Below are 24,881 nucleotides of genomic sequence, written 5' to 3'. Positions count from 1 at the left end.
GTGATTGTGTTGTCTTTCTCAAAATCAGTTTTAGAAATGCATATCATTTTACAAACAGTAAGCACCTACACTTTCTCAAAATCAGCGAGTGAAGCGATTATAGAACTTACACCACAAAAAGACTACAAAACTGTATATGATCAACTAAATACCACAGATGACTGTCTTCAGATGATTTACCAATATGGTAAATTACCTTTTTTTGAACATTATGATATTCATAACGTTTTACAAAAATTAAGAGTATCAAGTCAATTATCTATTGATGAATTTTTGGGTATTAGAAAATTAATTTCAATGGAAATTGCATTTGATCGATATCAACAACAATTTGAATCAAAGCTCATGAAAATTAAAGAGCTTATTTTAAGTTTAGAAAATCATAAAGAAGTATTGACTAAAATTAACCAAATCATTGATCATGAAGGTTTAGTTTATGATCATGCATCGACTAAGTTATCAGAAATTAGAAGACAAATTAAAATAAAAAGAACTCTTCTTGATAAACTGTTAGGTCAAGTTTTAACCAAATATGCAGATTATTTAAATGAAAGTTTAATTGTCAAAAGAAATGATCGTTATGTTATTCCAGTTAAAGACACATACAAAAACAAAATTAAAGGTGTCATTCATGATATCTCTGCATCTGGTCAAACAATTTATATTGAACCAGATGATATAAGACAAGTGACACAAGATTTAGAGTTTTTAAATCGTGGTGAACTAGCAGAAATTGAAATCATATTAAGAGATTTAACAAATCGTATTTCTCCATATCAAGAAACATTAGTCAAAAATTTAAATATTTTTATTGAACTTGATATGGTACATGCTAAAGCCTGTTATGCACAAACAGTTCAAGCAATTAAACCAAGAATCAATAAAGAAGGTAAAATTTCTTTGAAAGACGCGAGACATCCACTCCTAGATAAAGAGAAAGTCGTTCCTATTGATGTTAAATTGAGTCCAGAACAGCCGATTATGTTGATAACTGGTCCAAATACGGGTGGTAAGACTGTAGCCCTTAAAACGATTGGTTTATTCACTTTAATGATGCAAGTTGGTTTACTAATTCCTGCCAATGAGCAAAGCGAACTTGCAATCTTTGACCACATATTTGCAGATATTGGTGATGAACAATCAATTCAACAATCGTTATCAACATTCTCATCACATTTGACAAAAATTAAAAACATGTTTGATCAAATGAGTGGTCAATCCTTAATTCTTTTAGATGAATTAGGTTCAGGTACTGACCCAGTTGAAGGTGTATCACTTGCGATTGCAATCATTGATGAAATTAGAAAAAACAAACAAAATCGATTGATTGTGACCACACATTATAGTGAATTAAAACTTTATGCATTTGAACAAGATGATATTTTAAATGCGTCTGTCGCATTTGATCAAGAAAGTTTAAAGCCACTCTATAAATTACAACTAGGTATTGCCGGTAGTTCACATGCACTAAAAATCGCTAAAAGATTAGGACTTAAAAAGGATGTCATCCTACATGCAGAAAATCTTTTAGAAGGTAGAAAATCAAATCTTGCTAAATCAATTGAAAAATTAAACTTCGAACAACAAGCAGTTGAAAACTTAAGAGAAGAATTAAAGAAAAAAGAATTAGAGTTACAAAAACAAATTCAATCATACAAAGATAAGACTGCTTATTTAGAAAAAGAAAAAAATCAACTTCTTGATCAAATTAAACAAAAGGAACTCAAACGTTATGAAAAATTAAAACAAGAAGCAATTGATTTAATTGAAGAATTATCAAACAAACAATCACTTTCTAAACCTGAACAAGCAGATTTAAAAGGTAAACTCAATAAACAAGAATCCGTGAACACTAAACTTACTAAAGAAAAGTTAAATGTTGGTGATTATGTCTATATTGAAACATACCAACAAGAAGGTGAAATCATTGGTATTAAAAAGGATAAGTTTATCGTAGCATTTGGTCAATTTGAACTTGAATTTTCTGAATCACAATTAAGAAAGACAGATAAACCAAAAACGACAGTAAATAAACCGAAGAAGGTTGCTGTAGTGAATACACCATCTAAAAAAGGTTCATATGAACTCGATTTACGTGGTGTGAGATTTGAAGATGTGAAACATCTTATGGATAAAGCAATCGATGATGCATTGCTATCAAATATTCCTTCAATCCGTGTTATTCACGGGTTTGGAACTGGTGCTGTGAGAAAAGCAGTTTACGATTATATTAAACAATCAAGTTACATAAAATCCCATAGATACGGAGGCGAAGGTGAAGGTTTAAATGGTGTAACCATTATTAGCCTTTAGTAACAGCCATTTCCTTTGCTTAAAGTTGCTTCAAGGGTTATAATAGGAATAAAGATATATAGTGGAGGCAGATTATGCAACAATATAAAGGTGAAGACTTTAACTCAGTGGTCGACAAACCAGGACTCGTATTATTAGATTTCTTCGCTACTTGGTGTGGACCATGTAATATGTTAATGCCAGTTTTAGAACAAATCAGTTCAGAAACTCCTGATACAAAATTCGTAAAAATTGACATTGATGAATACAGAAAAGAAGCTATCGAAAATGGTATCAGAGCAGTTCCTACACTCGTTTTATTCAAAAACGGTAAGGAAGTAGCAAGAGCTTCAGGTTATCAACCTAAAGAAAAGCTATTAAGCTGGTTAGAAGAACATAAATAATAATGAAAAAGGCTTTCGCTAAAGCCTTTTTTATTGTGATATAATTGACTTACAGAAGGTGCGCAAGATGGACGGAATTTTATTAATTCATAAAGAGGCTGGGTTAACTAGCCATGATGTTGTTTACAGAGTGAAAAGAAAGTTAAAATTAGATAAAGTGGGGCATACAGGGACACTTGATCCTTTTGCTACGGGTCTTTTAATTTTACTGATTGGTAAAGCAACTAAACTTGCGTTTTTATTTGATGATTTAAGTAAAACTTATGAAGGTAGTATTGTTTTTGGTAAAGCATATGATACAGATGATGTGACTGGTGAGGTTTTAGAAACCTCAAATGTTATACCGAGTTTAAATCAAATTGAAAGCGAAATTAAAAACTTTCTACCAAGGTATGAACAAATACCACCTCAGTATTCTGCAATTAAGAAAAACGGAAGAAAAGCCTACGATATTGCAAGAAGTGGTGAGAAAGTTGAATTTGATACAAGAAAAGTTGAAATCTATAGTTTTGATATCATAAACTATGGTGAAGCATTAGAGTTTAAAACGCATGTTTCAAAAGGAACTTATATTCGAAGTATTGCAAGAGATTTAGGATTGAAATTAAATACTTTTGGTGCTTTATCAAGACTCAAACGCATGATGATTGGTGCTTATGATTTAAGTCAAGCTAAGACAATTGATGAAGTTGAGTTAACAGATTTAATTCCTGATACAAAATTGTTCGAAAGCGAAAGATATATAGTATTGAATGATTTTGTGGTTAAATTAGTAAAAAATGGGCAGTACTTAGATTCTCGTCATATTAAAGGTGATGAACCAGTTGTGATATTGGATCAAAATAAGACGCCGATTGCATTTTATGTGAAAGAAAATGAAGTATTTGTTCCAAAATATTTCTTTAGAGGTAGTGAACTATGATTGTATTTGACACAACATATGATAAAGTAGAAAACCATGAACCGTTAACTTTAGCGATTGGTAATTTTGATGGTTTCCATATTGGTCATCAAAACATTGTTAGTAAGACAAAATCTTACAAAGATACCAAAAGTGCAGTAATGACTTTTTCACCGCATCCTGTATCTGTGATTACTAAAACAACTTTACCGACTTTAATGGATAATCATGATAAAACGGAATTTTTATCTAAGACAGGATTAGATTTCTTTTTCATTATTCATTTCACTCCAGATTTCTCTAAACTTTCAGCATATGATTTTATTCACTTTTTAAAAAGGATTAATGTAAAAAGAATAGTTATCGGTCGTGACTTTAAGTTTGGTTATAGAGGACTTGGTACAGTTCATGATTTAGAAAAGTATTTTGAGGTCGAACTTGTTCAGGATTTACTATATAAAAACGTTAGAGTCTCATCAACTTATGTGAAATCATTACTTGATCAAGGTAATATTCGTCTTGTTAAATCACTACTTGGAAGAAGTTATCAAATTCATGGTGAGGTTGTGCACGGTGATAAAGTTGGTTCACTGATTGGTTATCCTACAGCAAACATTAACTATAAGAATTACTATATGCCGAAGGTTGGTATCTATGTTGTTAACGTTAGAATCGGTGATAAGAATTATTTAGGGTGTGCTAACTTAGGTCATAATCCGACTTTAAATTATTCAACAACGAAGCGTCTTGAAGTATTTATTATTGATTATAACGGTGATTTATACGATCAAGAAATTACAGTTTCATTTGAATATTATTTAAGAGATGAAATTAAATTCAATACCGTAGAAGAACTCTTAAAACAAATTGATAAAGATGTCAAAGAGACAATTAAATTAACGAGAAAAGTATAACAAATATGTTAAAATAGAGGTATAGTTGGAGGTAGCAAATATGAAACTTATAATCGCAGTTATTTCAAATGAAGATGCAAACAAAGTACAAAAAGGTTTAATCAACGAGAACTTCTTCGCTACTAGATTATCTACAAAAGGTGGATTCTTAAGAGAAGGTAATGCGACATTCTTAATTGGGGTTAATGATGAAAAAGTACCTGAAGCTTTAGATATTATTGAAAAGTATTCTAAACGCAGAAATAAGATCGTTCCAAATGCGATTGTTAATGAATTCGGTGCATTTTCTGCGCATCTTCCAATTGAAGTATCTGTTGGTGGAGCCACCGTATTTATTGTGAATGTTGACCAATTTGTTAAGGTTTAATGTATATTTTTCGACAATTCACAACAATTTAATGAAAATTTTCAGTAACATGTTGCATTTTGTTCTTAATTATGGTATTATTTCTACGGTCGGTAGCGAGGACAGCGTTAGCCAAGCACTTTCTTCAGCTATTAGAGACATTAGGAGGACAAAATGGCACTATCAAAAGATAACAAAAAAGCATTAGTAGAAAAATTTGCAAGATTTGCTGGAGACACTGGTTCACCAGAAGTACAAATCGCAATTTTAACTGCTGAAATCAATGAACTTAACGAACACCTTCAAGTTCACACACATGATTTCCACTCAAAACGTGGTTTATTCATGAAGATTGGACGCAGAAGAAACTTACTTAAGTATCTAAAAAATACAGATGCTTCTCGTTATGCTGCATTGATCAACGAACTCGGATTAAGACGATAATAAAAAAACTCTTCGGAGTTTTTTTTATGTTTTTTTCTACTTTTTTTGTTTCACTGACTGAATATTCAACACATTTATTTAAATAAATGTTATAATAGACAAGGCTATAAAAGTATAGAAATAAATATAAAATGAAGGAGATTTTATATGTCAAAACAAGTGTTTGAGACCGTATTAGCTGGCAAGCCTTTACGTGTCGAAATCGGAGAAGTAGCTAAACAAGCTCACGGCTCTGTTATGGTTTATTATGGAGATACAGTTGTTTTATCAACAGTTGTTGGTAAAGAAACATCTGCAGAAACAGACTTTTTCCCATTGATGGTTATCTATCAAGAAAAATTATATGCAGCAGGTAAGATTCCTGGTGGATTCTTAAGAAGAGAAGGACGACCTTCTGAACATGAAACACTCGTTTCAAGATTAATCGATAGACCGATTAGACCTTTATTTGATGAAGGTTATAGAAATGAAGTTCAAATCGTAAATACTGTATTATCAAGCGATCCAGAAGTTCCAAGTGAAGTTGCAGCTATGTTAGGCTCATCAATCGCACTTGAAATTTCACCGATCCCATTCCTTGGACCTATTGCAGGTGTGAATGTTGGTCGTGTAAATGGTGAATATGTATTAAACCCAACACCAGCTCAAATGGAACAATCAGATATTGATTTAACTCTTGCTGGTACAAAGGTAGCAATTAACATGGTTGAAGCTGGTGCTAAACAAGTATCTGAAGAAGCAATGTTAGGTGCTTTAATGTTTGGTCATGAAGCAATTAAAACTTTATGTGATTTTCAATTAGAAATTAAAGCAGCTGTCGGTCAAGAAAAATTAATTCCTGAACTTAACAAGATTGATGAAGCAATTGATAAGATGGTTAGAGCTTATGCTGAAGCTGATCTTATTAAGGCTGTATCAATTGTTGAAAAAGCTGAACGATATGCAAAAATTGATGAGATTAAAGAAAATACTTTAGAACATTTTTCAGCAAACTACTTCTGGAAAGAAGTTGAAGGCGTTAAAGTGTTAGATGAAAAAGAACAAGCTAAATTCTTAAAACAAGTTGGCAGAGTTGTCGATGAAATCGTAAGAATGGAAGTTCGTAGATTAATTACTGTTGATAAAGTACGTCCTGATGGACGTAAAGTGGATGAAATTCGTCCATTATCATCAAGAGTAGACATTTTACCTAGAACTCACGGTTCAGCATTATTTACACGTGGTCAAACACAAGCGTTAGGTGTTGTAACTTTAGGTTCATTAGGTGAAAACCAAATTATTGATGGTCTTGAAGAAGCCGAAGTATCTAAACGCTTTATGTTACATTATAACTTCCCTCCATTCTCAGTAGGGGAAACAGGACGTTATGGTGCACCAGGTCGTCGTGAAGTTGGTCATGGTGCTTTAGGAGAAAGAGCATTATTACAAGTTTTACCTTCAGAAGATGAATTCCCTTATTCAATTCGTGTTGTATCAGAAATTTTAGAATCAAATGGTTCTTCATCACAAGCAACAATTTGTGTCGGTTCAATGGCATTAATGGCTGCTGGTGTGCCTATTAAAGCTCCAGTTGCAGGTATTGCAATGGGTTTAATTAAAGAAGGTGATCACTATACCATTCTTTCAGACATTCAAGGTATGGAAGACCATGAAGGTGATATGGACTTTAAAGTAGCTGGTACTAAAGATGGTATTACAGCACTTCAAATGGATATCAAAATATCAGGTATTACAAGAGAAATCTTTGAAGAAGCACTTGCTCAAGCAAAACTTGGAAGACTTCATATCCTAGAACATATGTCTGCAACAATTAATGATGTTAGACCAGAACTTTCTGCGTATGCTCCAAAAGTTAAGATGATTCGTATCAACCCTGAAAAGATTCGTGATGTGATTGGTTCAGGTGGTAAAATCATTACTCAAATCATTGAAGATCATAACAATGTTAAGATTGATATTGAACAAGATGGTAGAGTATTTATTATGCATACTGATTCATCATGGATTAACAAAGCAGCTGAGTATATTGCAAACTTAGTGAGAGAAGCTAAAGTTGGCGAATTATACGAAGCTAAAGTAACTCGCCTTCTGATGGATAAAGAAGGTAAGAAAATTCAAGGTGTATTTGCCGAAATCTTCCCAGGAACTGAAGGTTTAGTTCATATCTCTAAATGGAGCAAAGAACGTACTGAAAGTCTAGAAGGACTAGTTAAAGTTGGCGATCAAATCTTAGTTAAAGTTATTAAGATTGATGAAAAAGGTCGCGTAGACTTATCACGCAAAGACGCTTTACAATAATTGACATTTTAAAGTATTACATATAAAATGAATACGATTTAGAATTGGGAAGGTGACTGAGCAAGGCTACATGTAGTCCTTGTTAGGAAAGTCCATGCTAGCACAGACCCTAGTGGTCTGTAGTGTTTGTGCCAAAGAAAAAAATAACTTTGGGTATGAGAAATCATAACGGCGAACCAAAAATCTAAGGGAAACTATGATCAAGGTTCAGAACGTGCCACAGAAACGAGTTTATTGGGAAACCAGTAAAATGAAACGCGGTAAACCCCTCAAGCTAGCAACCCAAATTTGGTAGGGGCATGAGAATCTCAGCAATGGGAAACTTACGAGTCTATCTCGAGATAAATAGTCACAAGAATTGAATTCTACAGAACATGGCTTATGCACCAATTCTTAAATCAAAAGAAAACCACCTAACAACAGGTGGTTTTTTTTAATGGTTCTAATGATTTATTTTGATGATTTTTTAAATATTTTTGTTATTTCAACAATGATAACAGGAATAATTGATAATCCTAGAACAATTAACCAATCGGTTAAATCCCAATGATAAACTGAATCAATATCAAATACATTTTCTGCAATAAATGGCACAAATACCGTTAATAATTGAAGTAAGAAACAACCAATAAAGGCAAATATCAAGAATTTATTTTTACCTAGATTAAATGCTGATTTCATTTCTGATCTTACATTAAATGCATGGAATAACTGTGTAATCGCGAGTACCATAAAGGTAAGTGTTTGAGCGTGTCTAATACCATTCATTTGATAACCAATATAGAATGCGAGGAAAGTTATTGAACCGATTAAAATGCCTTGCCATGCAATTTTGAAACCTAAACCACCAGAGAAGATGCTCTTTTTAGAATCTCTTGGAGATTCATCCATGATGTTATCTTCTTTAGGTTCAAGACCTAAACCGATTGCCATTAATGAGTCAGTGACTAAGTTTACCCATAAGATTTGTGAAGCTGAAAGAATTTGTAGAAATGGTTCGTTAGGGAATAAAACAAGTCCTAATGTGACACCTAAGAATATTGTAATGATTTCACCGATATTACATGAAAGTAAGAAGTGAATTGCTTTTTTAATGTTAGCAAAGATGGCACGACCTTCACCAACTGCCGTAACAATCGTAGCAAAGTTATCATCAGTTAAAATCATATCAGATGCACCTTTAGCAACTTCAGTTCCTGTAATACCCATTGCAATACCAATATCAGCCTTTTTAATTGAAGGTGCATCATTGACACCATCACCGGTCATTGCAACAACAAGACCGGTTTGTTTCCAAGCTTCAACAATTCTGACCTTATTTTCTGGTGATACTCTTGCATAAACTCTAATGTCTTTAAGTTTTGCAAAGTATTCTTCATCACTCATTTTATCTAATTCTTTGCCAGTGATTGCAAGGTTATCATCTATTAAAATACCAAGTTCTTTTGCGATCGCAACAGCAGTATTTTTATGGTCACCTGTAATCATGATTGTTGTAATACCTGCACGTTTAGTTTCTTTAATGGCATCTTTAACCTCAGGTCTTGCTGGATCAATCATACCAACAAGTCCAAGTAATGTTAAATTGTTTTCTAAAGTTGCAGCAACATTTTTATCAAATACGGTTTCTTCTGGATAGAGTTTAAATGCTATTGCAAGTACTCTTAATGCTTGGTCTGTAAAGAATGTATTTTGTTGGTTGAACATAAGATAGGTAGATTCATCAAATGGTTTAACTGTTTCATCATGATAGTAACTTGATGATTTACCAAAGATGACATCTGGTGCACCTTTTGTGATAGAAACATATTGATCATCTATTTTATGCACGGTTGTCATCATTTTACGGTCAGAGTCAAAAGGTAATTCAAAGACTCTTGGATATTTTTCTAATATAGCAATTGGATTAATTTCACATTGAATTGATAAATCAGTCAATGCAATTTCAGTAGGGTCTCCAATTTTTAAGTATTGATTATCTTGATATTTAACAATCGTGTCATTACAAAGTACACTATAATCAATAAGCATTTCAAGCTCTGAGGTTGGTTTTTTAATTTCAGAAACTTTGAGTGTTTGACCATTTACATATAAATCTGTAACAGTCATAATATTTTGAGTTAATGTTCCAGTTTTATCTGAACAGATAATAGATGTAGATCCAAGGGTTTCAACTGCAGGTAGTGTACGCATGATTGCTTTTTTCTTAACTAAGTTTTGCATACCTATCGATAAAACAATCGTAATAATTGCAGGTAACCCCTCTGGAATTGCAGCAACAGCTAAAGCAATTGCTGACATAAATGATTCTAGAATATGAAGTTCACCATTAATTAATCCTCTTGTTATTTGAATGGCAAAGATAATACCTACAATAATTAACGCAAGAAGTGCTAAAGTTTTACCTAGTTGAGCAATGCTCTTTTGAAGTGGTGTTTCTGATTTTTCACTCTGATTTAACATAGATGCAATTTTACCAATTTCGGTTTGCATACCACTCGAAATTACAACACCAGCACCACGACCATAAGTTACAACTGTACCCATATATGCAAGATTAATTCGATCACCAAGTGGAACATCGTTATTTTGAATAACGATATTATCTTTTTCAACTGGGACTGCTTCACCAGTTAAAGGTGATTCATCACATTTTAGATTGACTACCTCAATAAGTCTTAAATCAGCCGGAACAAAATCACCTGCTTGAAGAATGACAATATCACCAGGCACTAAATCCTTAACATCAATTTTAATTTCTACACCATCTCTTAGAACTGTTGCATGTGGACTTGACATTTTCTTTATGGATTCTAAAGCTTCATCCGCTTTAGCTTCTTGAACAACCCCAATAATCGCATTAATCAAAACAATACCGACAATGAGTAAACCTTCAGTTAATTCTTCAGGCTTTTGTTCAAGTATTGCAGCGACAAAAGCTATACCTGCAGCAATCAGCAAAACGATGACCATAAAGTCTTTAAATTGATCTAAAAACTTTAAAAATATAGGTCTTTTCTTTTCAGCGATAAGTTCATTCTTACCAAATCTTTCGATCCTTAGTTGAACTTCATTACTAGATAATCCATTTTTTGTTGTTTGCAGTGTTGCAAATGTTTCATCAACTGTTTGTTGATATGTATTTTTTTCCATTTCTTTTCCTCCGGTAAAAAATAAATAAAGACCTTCAAAACCATTTTTTCAGGTCTTGAAGGTCTCGTTACAAGTTGCATACTTGAATATTAACCGGGTTAACGTAACCGACTTGACGATTAATACTTGGGAAACTACTCCCCTTCTAAAAGTATTTTATCATATTTTTTAATTTAAATATAAAAATATTAAAGTTTCACAAAATCTTCCAATTTGTAATTTTTTGTTGCCGAATTATTTTGGTCATCATGACCAGAGTCTCTAAATTTACGATAACCATGGATTGTCCATAAACTTAAAAAGATTGTAAGTGATATAGCAGCACCGACATTTAAAAAGAATATCCAAGGATCTGTAGAAATAAAGAGAAGTTGTTCAAGTAGATTAGAATCTCCAATATAGTTACCACTTATTTCATCATACCTCATCTCATATGTGCCAAGGAGATCATTAACTGAAAGTGTGATTGTTTCATTATTAGTATCAATAGATATCACACGATGAACCCACATGTAGTCTAAATTGATATTATTATGTGCAACAACATAATCTCCAGGTTCTAAATCATCAACATTAAAAGGTACCATTTTACCGATACCGACTTGAACTGTATTATTAACGATGGGTTGGTTGAATGGAACTGCTTGAATATGATTATACGAGTAGAAGAGATATTCATTCTGTGGTCCTAATAAAATCATAACAACCAAGAATATTTCAACCATAAAAAATAGCACAGAAAATACTAAAAGTAGTGCTCTAATGGATTTCATTCTTAGCCCCTATTAAAAAAATTATTTTGATTGTGGTTTTAATTTTTTAACCAAGATGACAGCTGTTGTTATTAATATGACATTAATAAGAATCACAGTTACACCAATTGGACTTCTTAAGAATCCAATAATATAACCTAATGCAGGTAATTTAGATTTAACAGTACCTAAATACATATCTTCAGTAATATCCCATTGATAGGATATTGCAGAACCTGAACTATGTACACGATAAGTTTTTTCTGTAGCTACAACTTCAGTCATGATCTTATAGACTTTAAGACCATCTGCACTACCGTAACCATCGAGTTCAAAAACAATTAGTTTAGTATTATCTAAAGTTTCAAAATCATCGAGTGTAACAATTAATGCATCACCTCTATCTAAAGAAGCATCTACACCACTGAATCCACCATATATTGCAAATCCGAATAAATTCATTGTTACAAATGGGAAATATAAGACGAAGACAATGAATAAACCTAAAAGACCTATAATGCTGTATAGGATGATACTTATTAATTTATTTGAATCTAACTTTTCCGCCATGTAAATACCCCTATTTATAATGGTAAAGTATATCTTTATCATTATTTTAGCATAATTTTATATTTTTATATGAATTGAAAAAGTGGTCTAGAGACCACTTTATTCAAATTCTCTTTAATTAGTCTTCAATAACTGTAAATAATACTGTGAATGTAATTTCTGAACCGAATAATGCTTTAGCATAATCTTCAGCATTTTCTTTAGTAACTCCTGGTAAATTTTCCATAGGTTCTAATAGAACAACTTTAACCCAAACAGTAACTGCACCACCGTTTCCTTCGATAGCATAATCACCATCACCGTTAAATGTACCATCATCATGTGTACCACCAATTTGGTAAGAAAGTGATACGTAATCAACTAAGATTGAACTGAGAGGATGATCAATTTCAAGATCGTCAAAAGCAACAGTTACAACACCAGTTTTTTCTGAATCTGCATCATTTGATTCCCAAACAACTTGGAATTTAAACATTACATATTCAACAGCATCATCTTCTAATGAATTAGCTGCTTGACCAGCAGGTACTAATACACCGTCAGTTTGACCAAGAGCAGAAGCACTAACTTCTGAAATACGACCAGTACCGATTGTAACAACATTACCATCAACATCTGCTTCTAATTCAATTGAAGCCCAATATGCATAAGAAATCCCTAAGGATACAACTGCTAGTAAGAATAAGACTGCTAGCATTAATTTTTGATTCTTTTTCATTATATACTCTCCCTTTTTTATTCTTAAAATTAAGAAACAACCCTAAAGTGCAAATCAAAGGTGATATTTTTACCCATGATTGCAGTAGCAATCTCACTTGTCGCTGGTTCAAGAAGTCTAACCTTGACAACTACTACGAGAACTTCATTCGAGATTAAGAGATTGCCGTTATTTGGAAGTTCAATAACAACTAAGTAGTTATATTGATCAGTTCCATCTAACAAAACATTTATGGCTGTGATGGTTAATCCAAGCTCAACACCTGGTAGTAATTCATCACCGGTTAAGTCAAGTTCGAAGATGAAGTGTATTTCATCAACTTCATCTGAATTTTTTACAAAACCTTGAGGGACAAGTTTTTTATTAAAATTTGATTCATCTTCTTTAAGATTTACAGATAATTCTGCTTCATGTAATGTATCAATTGATATATATACATTTGCATAATGGTCTAGCGCAGCCCAATATGAAAATGAAACAGATACTGTATATATGATTGCGATAACAAGTACAATGAGTAATGTTATACTCAATCTTTTATTCATACCTATGCCCCCATAGCCGTTACGAAAGAAAAAGCAGCCCTTGAAATCAAAAGTTTTGATTTGCAACTGGCTGCCACTGTAAAATCAGGACCCTATAGCTTTGCGTCCTTAGGTTACCCTAAGTTTGCCGATAAGATATGCTTAAATTCATAATTGCTAATATTATAATAAAAAATACTTTGATATGCAAACAAAATGCTAAATGCTGTTTATAAAATGATTCTAATTAGTATAATTTAGAAAGTTCAATTGCAATATCTGCAGCAAGTTTGGCATTGTTATAGACAAGTTGTATATTTGAATCTAAGGAAATACCTTTGGTTGATTGTTCAATTTTACTTAGTAGATAAGGTGTAATTTGTTTACCCTTTATATCATCACGTTCTGCTGAGAGAAGTGCTTTTTCAATTTCATTATTTATGAATTCTGGATCGAGTGAGTAGATATCTGGAATTGGGTTTGCAATTAAGACACCACCTGGTAGTGGAAGTGACCATTTAGTTTTTAATAGTGTTGCAATTTCATCTGCTGAATCTAATTGATATTCAAGTCTAAATCCACTTTTTTTTGTATAAAATGCTGGGAACTCATCTGATTTATAACCTACTACAGGAACACCTTTGGTTTCTAAATATTCTAATGTTAATCCGATGTCTAAAATAGATTTACACCCAGCGGAAACAACACAAACATTTTCATTTGCAAGTTCCTCTAAATCGCGTGAAATATCAAATGTTTCTTGACCTTTTCTATGAACACCACCAATACCACCTGTTGCAAACACTTTGATACCTGCCATAGCTGCAACTAAAATGGTAGCAGATACCGTAGTTGCGCCATTATAACCCTTTGCAATACAATAAGGAATGTCTCTTTTTGAAACCTTCATTACATTTTTAAGTTGACTTAATTTAGTGAGTTCAGTTGGTGTTAATCCAACTTTAATTCTGCCATCTAAAATAGCGATTGTTGCAGGTGTAGCACCTTGGTTTTTAATGATTTTTTCAAGCGTCATTCCGACTTCAACATTTCTTGGATATGGCATACCATGCGAAATTATTGTTGATTCTAATGCGACAACTGGTTTACCAAGTTTAAGTGCATCTAATACCTCAGGTGCAAAATCTATATATTGATTCATTTTATTTCTCCTTTACAAGTGAAATCACTTGATTTGGTTTAAGTTTTTTATAGACTGAATCTCTAGATTGTAGCGTAAAATGTGACATAATTGTTCCAGTTTTTAGTGGATCTAATTTATTGATCTCTGCATAGATTACTCCAGAAAAAAATGCATCACCACATCCTGTATCATTAATCATTCTACCCTCGTATGATTTATGATAGAAGTTTGTTACTTCATCACTAAAATGGTAAGCACCGAGTTTGCCCATTGTTAAATAAACATTCTTTATACCTTTATTGATTAAAATTTGACCAATTTGAATAGGATCTTCAAACATCGTTATTTTTTTTCCTTCAATGATATTTATTTTAATTGTATGAATTTTATTTAAATAAGGGATAAACTTGTGTGCTTTAGCACTACTTACTAAATCTACATAAAATGGTTTTTGATAAGCAGTCATAATATAGTCTAAAGTTTTTTCTGGAATATTTGCATCAAGAACTACAATGTCAGCTGCGTATATAATGTCATGATGCTTTTTGATCAGTTGTGGGGTCAATTTTGAGAGTTGTTCCATAGAAGAAACAGCAGTGACTAAACTTCCAGTTTCATCATGTATCGCAATATAACTTGCAGTTTGAGGTACATTTTGATATAAAACTTTTAAATTTATGTCACGTGACATATTTAAAAAATCTCTTGAATCTTCACCTAATACAGTAATCAATGTAGGATTTAAGTCAAGTCTTGCTAGATTTTCTGCAATATTTCTTGCAACACCACCCCAAGACTTATAAATAAATCCAGGATTAGAATCATACATCGTATGCGATTGATGCATATTGGCAAGAAAATCAATCGTGGTTGCACCGATAACTACAATTTGCTTCATACGTATTGAACAGGTTGAAGTGTATATGTATTTTCTAAAATTTCAAATTTTTCGATGACAACAGGTGAAATTGGTGAATCAAAATGATTCGTTTGTACTGTAGCAATCTTATCAATGACATCTAAGCCTTCAATAACTTTTCCGAATCCAGCATAACTACCATCTAAGTGTGGTGCAGATTTATGCATGATAAAGAATTGTGAAGTTGCAGAATTTGGATCTTGTGTTCTTGCCATAGAGATGACACCTTTTTCATGCTTTAATTCATTTTTAAATCCATTTCTAGAAAATTCACCTTTAATTGGTTGTTTTTCATCCATTGAACCTCCACCTTGGATCATAAATCCTTTAATGATGCGATGGAAGATTTTTCCGTCATAAAAACCTTGTTTAACATATGAAACAAAATTAGAAACTGTATTTGGAGCAATTTCTGGATACAGTTCAATTTTCATTGTTCCAAAGTCTTTGACAGATAGTTGTAATAATAGTTTTGACATGATAAATACCTTTCCTTTATTGGATATTTTCATTGTATCATATTATGATATAATGATTATAGAAAGCGAGCGAAATTTATGGTGGATTTTGGACAAGGGGTTGCAAGCGGGAAGATCATTTTGATGGGAGAACATTCAGTTGTTTATGGTAAACCGGCAATCGCTTTACCATTTACGCAAGTACAAATCACTTCTAAAATTTATAAAACTGATAAACCTATCACCATTGATTGTATTTATTTTCAAGGTTTTTTAGAAGATGCACCAGACAATTTATTCGGTATTAAAGAACTTATTAAACTTGTACTCGATTATTTAAAACAACCACTAAATGGATTTCATATTAAAATAGATTCAAATTTGCCTTCTCAAAGGGGATTAGGTTCTTCAGCAGCTGTTTCGATTGCAGTTGTAAGAAGTTTATTTGATGCATTTGAGGTTGATTTGACAATAGATCAATTAAATCATTTTGTTGATTTAGCAGAACAAATTTATCATGTGAATCCAAGCGGATTAGATGCTTCAACAATTACAACAGGTAAAGCTGTTTTTTACCAAAAGGATTTAGGTAAAAGTATTATTCCTTTACAAATGGATGCTGTTATTGTTGTAGCAGATACAGGTAAAGAGGGTTTAACAAAAGAAGCTGTGACAGAGGTTAGAAAACTTTGGAATGAAAATCCTACCGTTGTTAACCCAATAATTGATCGATTAGAAGAATTAACAAAAGAAGTTAAAACTTATTTAGAGAATAACGAAGTGATACGTTTAGGTTTAGCTATGACCGAAGCACATCAACTTTTAAGAAGTATCCATGTCTCAGATGAAAAGTTAGAAGAATTAGTTGATGTTGCAATTAAATCTGGTGCATTAGGAGCTAAACTAACTGGTGGTGGAAAGGGGGGTTGTATGATTGCTCTTGCCAAAAATACAGAACAAGCTGTTATCATTTCAGAAGCGTTAAAAGCAAGTGGTGCAGTGACAACTTGGTTCTATGATTTAAAGGAAATTATTCATGAAGAAAACAGCTAAAGCACATGTAAATATTGCTTTAATTAAATATTGGGGAAAAAAAGATAAAAAATGGAACTTACCATTAACTTCATCTTTAAGTTTTACTGTGGATAAATTTTATACAAAAACTTCAGTTGAATATAAACCTTTATTAACAGAAGATCATCTTTATATTGATGATAAATTTATTACTGGTCCTGAACTTGAGCGTGTAAAAACTTTTATGGATATGGTAAGACATCTATACAATATCCCTTATTTTGCTGAAATTATTTCTTACAATTATGTACCTAAAAAAGCTGGTATTGCATCAAGCTCATCAGCTTTTGCAGCACTTGCGCTTGCTGCAACGGAAAGTTATGACATTCACTTAGAACCTAAAGCACTATCTGCACTTGCAAGATTTGGTTCAGGTTCAGCTGCTCGTTCCATTTATGATGGATTTTCAATTTGGCATGAAGGTTATGATCATATAACAAGTTTTGCTGAACCTATCAAAGGTTTTTCAGATATGGCTATGTTAATTTGTATGGTCGATCAAAGAGAGAAAAAGATTGATTCACGATCTGCAATGAATGTATTAGAAGAATTTCCTGAATTAAAATCAGATTGGATTTCAAAAACTAATATGTTACTAAATGACATGGTATTTGCAATTAATCAAGTTGATTTTGAAGCAATGGGGAAAACTGCTGAACTTCATGCAACTTTGATGCATGAACTGATTTCTAAAACTGGTGTGAAGTATTTAAATGAAACAAGTCATGAAATTTTAGATTTGACTAAATGGTTACGTAGTCAAGGACACAAAGTTTATGCTACCATGGATGCAGGTCCAAATGTGAAAATTATCGTTAAAAAAGAAAATATCAAAGACGTTATAAGTTATTATGAAAAGATTTGCCATGTCGTTGTTTGTTATGAAGGTAAAGGAGTGCATCTTTTATGATTTCTCTTAAAGTACCGGGAAAACTATATATTATTGGTGAATATTCTGTACTTAAACCTGGTAATGAAGCGGTTTTAGTTGCAGTTGATAAGTTTATTAATGTCACAGTTGATGCATCAAAAACTTATGAATTTTCTTCTGAACTAGGTCATTTTAAATGGATGTTATCAGATAAACTTCCAGTATTTGTATATGATACATTAACACATGCAAAAGCTGCAGTTTATGTTGCTCATTTATATTTAAATTATAAACAAGTGGAACCTAAAGTCTATTCAATTAATTTATCATCTGAATTAACAACAGAAGAAAATCAAAAATATGGTTTGGGTTCATCAGGTGCAGTTGTTGTATCTGTAATTAAAGGTATTTTAGATTATCACAACGTTAAAATAAAAAAATTAGACTTATTTAAATTAGCAGTACTTGCTCAAATTGAAATTAATGATATTTCATCAGGTGGAGAACTTGCAGCATCAATCTTTGGTGGGTGGGTACACTATACACGTTATGATTTGATTTGGGTGATGAATCATAAGGGGAAATTAGATGAGGTTATGACTTTAACTTGGCCATTCTTAAAAATTACTCGATTACCTAAACCACCGTTTGAACTCGCAATTTGTTACAGTGGAATATCTCAATCAACTTCACAGATGGTTGGCAAGATGCAAACAATTAATCAATCACCTTGGTATGCAACATTCTTAAACAAAACTAAACTCATTGTTACACAGTTTAAAGAAGCACTAGTAAGAAATGATTATTTCACGACTAAATATATGCTTGAAATGTATCGAGACCAATTACTTGATTTACAATCTAAAAGTGGTATTATCATAGAATCAAGCCCATTTAAAAAGATGATGCAAATTGCATCAGATTATGGTTTACCTGCAAAAACATCTGGAGCAGGATTTGGTGATTGTGGATTCGCGATTGCACAAAATAAAAATCAAAGAATATTAGTTCAAGATGCTTGGTTTAAAGCTGGTTTAACACCACTTGAATTAAATGTTTGGGAGTATAATGAGCAAAAATAGAAAAGACGAACATATTGAACTTGCTTTAAAACAGGAAGTTAAGAAAAATGCATTCGATAAAATAAGATTAGAAGCATTAGACCTTCCTGATTTATCCATGGATCAAATTGAATTAAATACCGAGTTCCTTGGATATAAAGTGCCTTATCCAATTTATATTAATGCAATGACAGGTGGTTCAGCAAATGGACATCGTATTAATGAATTTTTATCACGTCTAGCAAATCACTTTAATTTACCAATGGTAACTGGTAGTCAATCAATCATTTTCAAAGATGAAGCATCTAAACCTTCATTTGAAATTATTAGAAAAAATCATCAAGGTATTGTTGTTTCAAATTTAAATGCAAATGCTTCAGTTTCACAAGCACTTGAAGCAATCAACTTAATTTCTGCAAATGCACTTTCTATACACTTAAATGTGATTCAAGAACTTGTGATGCCAGAAGGTGATAGAGATTTTTCTGATTGGACTGAGAATATTAAAAAAATTAAAGATGTTATTGATGTACCTTTAATTGTTAAAGAAGTTGGTATGGGTTTATCTTTATCAACTATTTCAAAACTTAAGAGATTAGGCATTAAACACATTGATGTTGCTGGCAGTGGTGGCACATCTTTTCTTAAGATTGAAGAAGCAAGAAGTGGTAAATCATATGATTATCTAAATGAATTTAATTTAGATACTGCAGAAATTCTTATGAAACTAGAAAAAGATGATGATGTATCAATTTATGCATCAGGTGGTGTAAGAAATCCACTCGATGTCATTAAGGCATTGATACTTGGTGCGAAAGCTGTTGGACTTTCTAGATGCTTTTTAGATTTAACGTTCTTAGAATTTGATGAAGCTATCAAACGCGTAGAAGAATTCGTTAACGATTTAAAGAAGATTATGATCATAATTGGAGCAAAATCTATCAAAGACTTACCAAAAGTTAAATATGAACTTATCGATTAAAAAAACCACCTTTTGACAGGTGGTTTCTTTTTATTTTGAAATAATTAAGCTTCTTGGTTTTGAATAGCTTTCATTAAAGGCATCACTAAGAATATCAGTGCTACAATAAATAAAGCTAATAATAAGTAATTTGAAAGCATAGTAGCATCTACCATGATTGCATTTACATAACCTAAGGTTGAACCAAGTGCAGTAGCTGCTGCAAATAAGAATGCAACAACTCTTGAACCAAGTAGAAGTGCAATGACAACAGGAATTAATGAAAGTAAGACTAATGACCAACCTGCACTAAAGTAAACTGCTGCAGCGAAAATCGCAAGAGGTAATAAATCTTCCTTTTGAATTTTAGCAGCTGTTGTTTTACCGAGCATTAATTCAGCAAGTACGACTAAACCTGTATATAAGAATGATACAAGTGATAGTAATAGTTGTAAATCAAATGCCGCACCAAAGTTCAAACCAATTAATGCAACTACAAAATTTCTTAAAGCATCAGCAAATAATAATGCTAAAAGTAAATGCGATAGAAGTACTTTACCCTTCCATTGTGCCCAAATAATTGCAAATCCAACGACAAGTGTTGATAACCAACCACCTAATACCGAGACATTAAATGTGAAATTCATTGTAAGTAATGCGTTAAACAATGAAAGTTGGATCACAGCCATCACGATAACAACTACAAGCCCTAATTGGGATTCTGCGAAACTTTTAAGCGTAGACAAAAGACTTTTCAAAATAATAAACCTCCCCTTTTTGATTTATTTGAAAGTTATTGCTCTTTAACTTAATTATAAACCATTTGAATATCAAAATAAATTAAAGTGCTTTAATAAAGAAAAACTGAACACGTTATGTTCAGTTATTTTTTCTTCTTTTTATCTTTGGGTTTATCCGATTTTGTAAACCATTTCCATGGGATAATATTCGCAAGTGCAAGTGCTAATCCATAGTAGTACCATGCAACCATTGTTGGATTTTCTATTGTTGTACCATCTGGTAAATTATCCGTTGGAACTAAGTGAATATTAGAACCATCATAAGAAATGTATACATATATTTTAGCTGCTCCAAGTTCAACTTCATAATATTCAGTTGCTGCAACTTCTGGTTGATTTAAAGAATAATATCTTAAAGGACTGATTGTTAAGAACTTAAAATCAAGTGCAAATAAAAAGATAATTAATATCGATAGTATAAAACGATTTAAAATTAACTTAAGTAAAAAATTCATTATATTCACCTTGCCTATAAATATCGTATCATAAAATGATAAAACTTAAATACCCTTTATTTGAGAAAATCAAATATTTTAACTATAATGAAAACATAGGTGATATTATGACAATAGAAAAAAGAACGATTCAAACATCTGAAATTGGATATAACTTTAAAATCAGACCAAGCGATTTAATTAATCTTATTCAAGATGTTGAAGGGAAAGATATTGAAAAAGTAACTAAAACAGATTTTGCTACTGAAAAAGCAGATTATTCAATTGTACTTAATTTTAGATATGTTGAAATTAAAAGATGGCCAAAATATAAAGACCAATTAGAGATTCATTCGTTTCCAACGGAAACTAATGCATTTTATGGTTACAGAAATACAATTATATATGATGAATATGGTAAGCCATTGATCGAATCGTATAGTTTAGGATCTTTTATAAATCTTGATACATTAAAACCTTATAGAATGTCAGAAGAACAATTAAAAGGTATTGGTGAACATCACAAATACGAAATGAATTTTGTTGGAAGAAAAATTGATTTGAATCGTGAGTTTGAATTTGTAAAAGAAGTAAAAATTACAGTTCAACCATCTCATATAGATTATTTTCAACATTTAAACAATGCTTTTTATATAGAGTTTGCAGTAAATCAACTTCCACTTGAGTTTGAATTTAATAGACTTTTTGCAGAACACAAACTTCCTTTTGTCATGTTTGATGAGATGACATTAGTGACACAAAAAACTCCTGATTCATATGTTGTTTTATTTTTAAATAAAGAACGAAAAATTTATGCAGTTTTTGAATTCAAAAAATAAGCATTACTTTTTCTTTGTAATCTCTTCTTACATAAGATATAATGATTTTGTTGTTAGGTAAAGGAGAGGTTGATATGCAAGTATTTGATTATGAAGATATACAGTTAATTCCTTCTAAATGTATCGTGAAATCAAGAAGTGAATGTGACACATCGATTCAGTTTGGAAAGGTTACTTTTAAATTACCCGTAGTACCTGCCAATATGGGAACCATTATTGATGAAAATCTCGCAAAATGGTTAGCTCGTAACGGATATTTTTACATCATGCATCGTTTTGAAGAGGAGAAACGTATTCCATTCATGCAAGAGATGATTAAAGAAGGATTATATACTTCAATCTCTGTAGGTGTTAAACCAAAAGAGTATGATTTTGTTTTAGAACTTAAACGTTTAAACCTAATACCTGATTATATTACTATTGATGTTGCGCATGGGCATGCGGAAACTGTCATTGAAATGATTCATTTTATAAAAGAACATTTACCAGAAAGTTTCTTAATTGCTGGTAATGTTGCAACACCAGAAGCAGTACGTGAGCTTGAAAATGCTGGTGCAGATGCGACTAAAATCGGTGTTGGACCTGGTAAAGTATGTATTACAAAAGTTAAAACAGGTTTTGGTACAGGTGGTTGGCAATTAGCTGCACTATCAAGATGTTCAAAAGCTGCTAGAAAACCATTAATTGCTGATGGTGGTATTAGAACCCATGGTGATATTGCAAAATCCATTCGATTTGGTGCATCGATGATCATGATTGGATTCTTATTTGCAGGTCATGAAGAATCACCAGGAAGAACCCTTGAAATTAATGGTGAAAAGATGAAAGAATACTTTGGTTCTGCATCTGAGTATCAAAAGGGTGAAAGAATCAATGTTGAAGGTAAAAAGATTTTAATACCATATAAAGGTAAGATTGAAGATACCCTAAAGGAAATGAGAGAAGATTTACAATCATCGATATCTTATGCCGGTGGTAAAGATATCGAAGCAATCAGAAAAGTTGATTATGTCGTTGTTAAGAATTCAATTTTTAATGGTGATTGGATCTAATTAAAGTTAACTTAAATAAAAGAACCCTAGTTCGACTTGAACTAGGGTTTTATATTATTGTTGGTTTGCAGGAATATAGTGTTTCCAATAAGTTGCACCATTTAGTGCATCTGGCTCAATACCTTGAGAACCTAAGATTGCTTCATAGGCAATATTTTTATAAACAATAATATTACCAGGCGAATACACATTGAATGTCTTATAAGCATAAGTACCAACTTCATTCCAAGCATTTGGAATAGAACCAGGTATCGTTTGTTGCGCGTTTGCTACATTTTGTACTCTAAATACACGAGCATTATAAACAACATGGTCATTCGCAACATAAACATTAAACCAACGCCATTCATTGGTATTGATTTGATTCCATGCGTTATATGCTGTGCCAGGTACGAACTGATTAGCTCTTGCTGCATCTTGTACTCTGTAAAGATTATTTTCATAATAAACAAAGTCACCTGCTAGATAAACATTTGTTGGATTATATTCATAAGTACCAACTTCATTCCAAGCATTATACATTTCACCTGGTGCTGACATATTGGCATTTGTTTCATTTACGACTTTATAGTATCTACCTTCGTAGATTGCATAGTTACCAACTTGATATGTTTTGAATGGATCATATTGATCTGAACCAACCATAACCCATGAATCAGGTTGTGTACCCGGTTCATACTGATTAGCTCTAGCTACATTTTGAGGTTTATAGTATGTGCCATTATGGTAAACAATATTTGTTGAAGTATATACATTTGTAGGTGAATAATCATTCGTATCGATTAAGTTCCAAGCATTGTACATTTCACCCGGAGCTGATATGTTTGCATTATCAGCGTTAACAACTTGGTAATATTTACCATTATATGTTACAAATTGATTTAGAGTGTATGTTGTATTTGGATTATAAGGTTGAATATTAACAACTTCCCAAGCAGCATTCGATGGATTTTGATTATTATTCCACTTTGCACGGTAAACTTGCCCATTGTATTTAACATATGAATTGATATCGTATTGAGAGCCTGCTTGATATTCAGGGAAATATACATTTTTACGTTGCCAGTTAATATTTCCAGCAGGACTTGCAGATTTATAATAAAAATCCATTACTTCATATATATAACCTTGATAATTAACTAGTGTACCCTCCGGATAGTTCTTATTTAAAACGTATTCAGAAATTGGTTTATTAAATGTATCCCAACCATTGAGTGTTGCTGGATTGTTTGCACTTGCATTTGTTGCATTTGTTACATAATAAAGACTTCCATTATAAACAACAACATCATTAACTGTGTATTTAATTGAGTTATCATAAGATCTTATACCAAAGTTATAACGTTCCCAACCCTTTAATGTTGTAGGGTTTGCTGCATCTTTTGCATCACCAACGTTGACAACTTTGTAGATAATATCATCATAAAATACATAATGATTTAATGAGTATTCAAAAGTTGGATTATATTCTAGAATGGCAAAGTTAAAAATTGTCCACCCTTTGCCGATAATTGGTGCTCTATCGTTTGCGATACCACCATTTGTCACTTGATAGAAGTTACCTTGATATGCAACAACTTCACCAGAATCATATGTATTTGTAGGTAAGTAAAACATTGAAATATCTTTAAATGCACCATAAGGTTGACCAGGAGGTGTCGTTTGATGATAACCACCATGTCTAATAACATAAATGACACCAGTATACCAAACAAGGTCACCTTCTTGATACACACCATTTGGGTTATATTCTGGTACACCTTCAGGTGGAACATCAATTAAATAGTTCCAAGAAGGAATTGAAATGTTATTATTGGTTGCAACATTTTGATCACCATTAATGACATTAACCCAATAAGCAAAAGAAACAGACGTCGTTAAAATACATGCCGATATGACAAGTGCTGTTACAAGAGATTTTAATTTATCAAATCTCAATTTATCCATCAAAC

24 protein-coding genes, 1 other RNA gene and 1 riboswitch are annotated in these 24,881 nt (G+C 32.1%); of the genes, 14 read left to right on the top strand and 11 right to left on the bottom strand.

What is annotated here, in order from left to right:
• The first annotated feature begins 36 nt into the window (after nucleotides 1–36).
• From JV173_RS03020 to rnpB, 8 genes are all read left to right on the top strand, one after another.
• The gene (locus JV173_RS03020; protein WP_205734817.1) at nucleotides 37–2,313 is read left to right on the top strand and encodes an endonuclease MutS2; all 2,277 of its coding nucleotides are present in this window, start codon (nucleotides 37–39) and stop codon (nucleotides 2,311–2,313) included.
• 74 nt (nucleotides 2,314–2,387) lie between these two features.
• The gene (gene trxA, locus JV173_RS03015; protein WP_205734816.1) at nucleotides 2,388–2,696 is read left to right on the top strand and encodes a thioredoxin; all 309 of its coding nucleotides are present in this window, start codon (nucleotides 2,388–2,390) and stop codon (nucleotides 2,694–2,696) included.
• A 67-nt stretch (nucleotides 2,697–2,763) separates the two neighbouring features.
• Complete coding sequence (gene truB / locus JV173_RS03010; RefSeq protein WP_205734815.1) at nucleotides 2,764–3,618, top strand: tRNA pseudouridine(55) synthase TruB; 855 nt, start codon at nucleotides 2,764–2,766, stop codon at nucleotides 3,616–3,618.
• Nucleotides 3,615–4,511: a bifunctional riboflavin kinase/FAD synthetase gene (locus JV173_RS03005; RefSeq protein ID WP_205734814.1), complete on the top strand. Its 897-nt coding sequence runs from the start codon at nucleotides 3,615–3,617 to the stop codon at nucleotides 4,509–4,511. The genes truB and JV173_RS03005 overlap by 4 nt, the downstream gene beginning before the upstream one ends.
• A gap of 40 nt (nucleotides 4,512–4,551) precedes the next feature.
• Nucleotides 4,552–4,878 (top strand): cyclic-di-AMP receptor, encoded by a 327-nt coding sequence (locus tag JV173_RS03000; protein WP_205734813.1) that lies wholly within the window; start codon nucleotides 4,552–4,554, stop codon nucleotides 4,876–4,878.
• A gap of 153 nt (nucleotides 4,879–5,031) precedes the next feature.
• Nucleotides 5,032–5,301 (top strand): 30S ribosomal protein S15, encoded by a 270-nt coding sequence (rpsO, locus tag JV173_RS02995; RefSeq protein WP_205734812.1) that lies wholly within the window; start codon nucleotides 5,032–5,034, stop codon nucleotides 5,299–5,301.
• 147 nt (nucleotides 5,302–5,448) lie between these two features.
• Nucleotides 5,449–7,599 carry a polyribonucleotide nucleotidyltransferase gene (locus tag JV173_RS02990; RefSeq protein ID WP_205734811.1) on the top strand — a complete coding sequence of 717 codons (2,151 nt, stop codon included), beginning with the start codon at nucleotides 5,449–5,451 and terminating at the stop codon, nucleotides 7,597–7,599.
• A gap of 44 nt (nucleotides 7,600–7,643) precedes the next feature.
• Nucleotides 7,644–7,986: RNase P RNA component class B (gene rnpB, locus JV173_RS02985), an RNA gene on the top strand.
• 63 nt (nucleotides 7,987–8,049) lie between these two features.
• On the opposite strand, the gene JV173_RS02980 is transcribed toward rnpB, so the two are convergent.
• The 8 genes from JV173_RS02980 to JV173_RS02945 form a co-directional block, all read right to left on the bottom strand.
• Nucleotides 8,050–10,752, bottom strand: a complete 2,703-nt coding sequence (locus JV173_RS02980; protein WP_205734810.1) for a cation-translocating P-type ATPase — start codon at nucleotides 10,750–10,752, stop codon at nucleotides 8,050–8,052.
• A 188-nt stretch (nucleotides 10,753–10,940) separates the two neighbouring features.
• Nucleotides 10,941–11,525 (bottom strand): hypothetical protein, encoded by a 585-nt coding sequence (locus JV173_RS02975; RefSeq protein WP_205734809.1) that lies wholly within the window; start codon nucleotides 11,523–11,525, stop codon nucleotides 10,941–10,943.
• 21 nt (nucleotides 11,526–11,546) lie between these two features.
• The gene (locus JV173_RS02970; RefSeq protein WP_205734808.1) at nucleotides 11,547–12,074 is read right to left on the bottom strand and encodes a hypothetical protein; all 528 of its coding nucleotides are present in this window, start codon (nucleotides 12,072–12,074) and stop codon (nucleotides 11,547–11,549) included.
• Nucleotides 12,075–12,192: 118 nt separating this feature from the next.
• A complete protein-coding gene (locus JV173_RS02965; RefSeq protein ID WP_205734807.1) occupies nucleotides 12,193–12,792 on the bottom strand; it encodes a hypothetical protein in 600 nt (199 codons plus the stop codon).
• A 29-nt stretch (nucleotides 12,793–12,821) separates the two neighbouring features.
• Nucleotides 12,822–13,337 carry a hypothetical protein gene (locus JV173_RS02960; RefSeq protein WP_205734806.1) on the bottom strand — a complete coding sequence of 172 codons (516 nt, stop codon included), beginning with the start codon at nucleotides 13,335–13,337 and terminating at the stop codon, nucleotides 12,822–12,824.
• Nucleotides 13,338–13,395: 58 nt separating this feature from the next.
• Nucleotides 13,396–13,476: riboswitch (cyclic di-GMP riboswitch) on the bottom strand.
• A gap of 87 nt (nucleotides 13,477–13,563) precedes the next feature.
• On the bottom strand, nucleotides 13,564–14,478 hold the full coding sequence (locus JV173_RS02955) for a pseudouridine-5'-phosphate glycosidase (RefSeq protein ID WP_205734805.1): 915 nt from the start codon (nucleotides 14,476–14,478) through the stop codon (nucleotides 13,564–13,566).
• Nucleotide 14,479: 1 nt separating this feature from the next.
• Entirely contained in the window at nucleotides 14,480–15,358 is an 879-nt protein-coding gene (locus JV173_RS02950) for a PfkB family carbohydrate kinase (RefSeq protein WP_205734804.1), read from the bottom strand.
• Nucleotides 15,355–15,858, bottom strand: coding sequence for a peptidylprolyl isomerase (locus JV173_RS02945; RefSeq protein ID WP_205734803.1), 504 nt, complete (start codon nucleotides 15,856–15,858; stop codon nucleotides 15,355–15,357). Before JV173_RS02945 ends, JV173_RS02950 begins: the two co-directional genes overlap by 4 nt.
• A 78-nt stretch (nucleotides 15,859–15,936) precedes the next feature.
• Between JV173_RS02945 and mvk the strand changes: the two genes are divergently transcribed.
• Genes mvk through fni form a run of 4 tightly spaced genes read left to right on the top strand, consistent with a single transcriptional unit; the run spans nucleotide 15,937 to nucleotide 19,825 of the window.
• Entirely contained in the window at nucleotides 15,937–16,890 is a 954-nt protein-coding gene (gene mvk, locus JV173_RS02940; RefSeq protein WP_205734802.1) for a mevalonate kinase, read from the top strand.
• Entirely contained in the window at nucleotides 16,874–17,821 is a 948-nt protein-coding gene (mvaD, locus tag JV173_RS02935; protein WP_205734801.1) for a diphosphomevalonate decarboxylase, read from the top strand. The genes mvk and mvaD overlap by 17 nt, the downstream gene beginning before the upstream one ends.
• Nucleotides 17,818–18,864: a phosphomevalonate kinase gene (locus JV173_RS02930; RefSeq protein WP_205734800.1), complete on the top strand. Its 1,047-nt coding sequence runs from the start codon at nucleotides 17,818–17,820 to the stop codon at nucleotides 18,862–18,864. The genes mvaD and JV173_RS02930 overlap by 4 nt, the downstream gene beginning before the upstream one ends.
• On the top strand, nucleotides 18,851–19,825 hold the full coding sequence (fni, locus tag JV173_RS02925) for a type 2 isopentenyl-diphosphate Delta-isomerase (RefSeq protein ID WP_205734799.1): 975 nt from the start codon (nucleotides 18,851–18,853) through the stop codon (nucleotides 19,823–19,825). Before JV173_RS02930 ends, fni begins: the two co-directional genes overlap by 14 nt.
• 44 nt (nucleotides 19,826–19,869) lie before the next feature.
• Here the strand turns inward: fni and JV173_RS02920 are convergent, their stop codons facing one another.
• Nucleotides 19,870–20,562: a hypothetical protein gene (locus JV173_RS02920; protein ID WP_205734798.1), complete on the bottom strand. Its 693-nt coding sequence runs from the start codon at nucleotides 20,560–20,562 to the stop codon at nucleotides 19,870–19,872.
• A 125-nt stretch (nucleotides 20,563–20,687) separates the two neighbouring features.
• Nucleotides 20,688–21,059 carry a hypothetical protein gene (locus tag JV173_RS02915; protein ID WP_205734797.1) on the bottom strand — a complete coding sequence of 124 codons (372 nt, stop codon included), beginning with the start codon at nucleotides 21,057–21,059 and terminating at the stop codon, nucleotides 20,688–20,690.
• Between the two features lie 107 nt (nucleotides 21,060–21,166).
• Between JV173_RS02915 and JV173_RS02910 the strand changes: the two genes are divergently transcribed.
• The gene (locus tag JV173_RS02910) at nucleotides 21,167–21,877 is read left to right on the top strand and encodes an acyl-[acyl-carrier-protein] thioesterase (protein ID WP_205734796.1); all 711 of its coding nucleotides are present in this window, start codon (nucleotides 21,167–21,169) and stop codon (nucleotides 21,875–21,877) included.
• A 74-nt stretch (nucleotides 21,878–21,951) separates the two neighbouring features.
• Nucleotides 21,952–22,929: a GMP reductase gene (gene guaC / locus JV173_RS02905; RefSeq protein ID WP_205734795.1), complete on the top strand. Its 978-nt coding sequence runs from the start codon at nucleotides 21,952–21,954 to the stop codon at nucleotides 22,927–22,929.
• Between the two features lie 54 nt (nucleotides 22,930–22,983).
• On the opposite strand, the gene JV173_RS02900 is transcribed toward guaC, so the two are convergent.
• Nucleotides 22,984–24,876, bottom strand: a complete 1,893-nt coding sequence (locus JV173_RS02900) for a hypothetical protein (RefSeq protein ID WP_205734794.1) — start codon at nucleotides 24,874–24,876, stop codon at nucleotides 22,984–22,986.
• Nucleotides 24,877–24,881: the final 5 nt, after the last annotated feature.

Origin of the sequence: Acholeplasma equirhinis, from assembly GCF_017052655.1 — a bacterium.
GTDB lineage: Bacteria > Bacillota_I > Bacilli_A > Acholeplasmatales > Acholeplasmataceae > Acholeplasma > Acholeplasma equirhinis.
The sequence above is the reverse complement of the archived record's forward strand: the minus strand, read 5'-3'. Positions and strand labels throughout refer to the sequence as shown.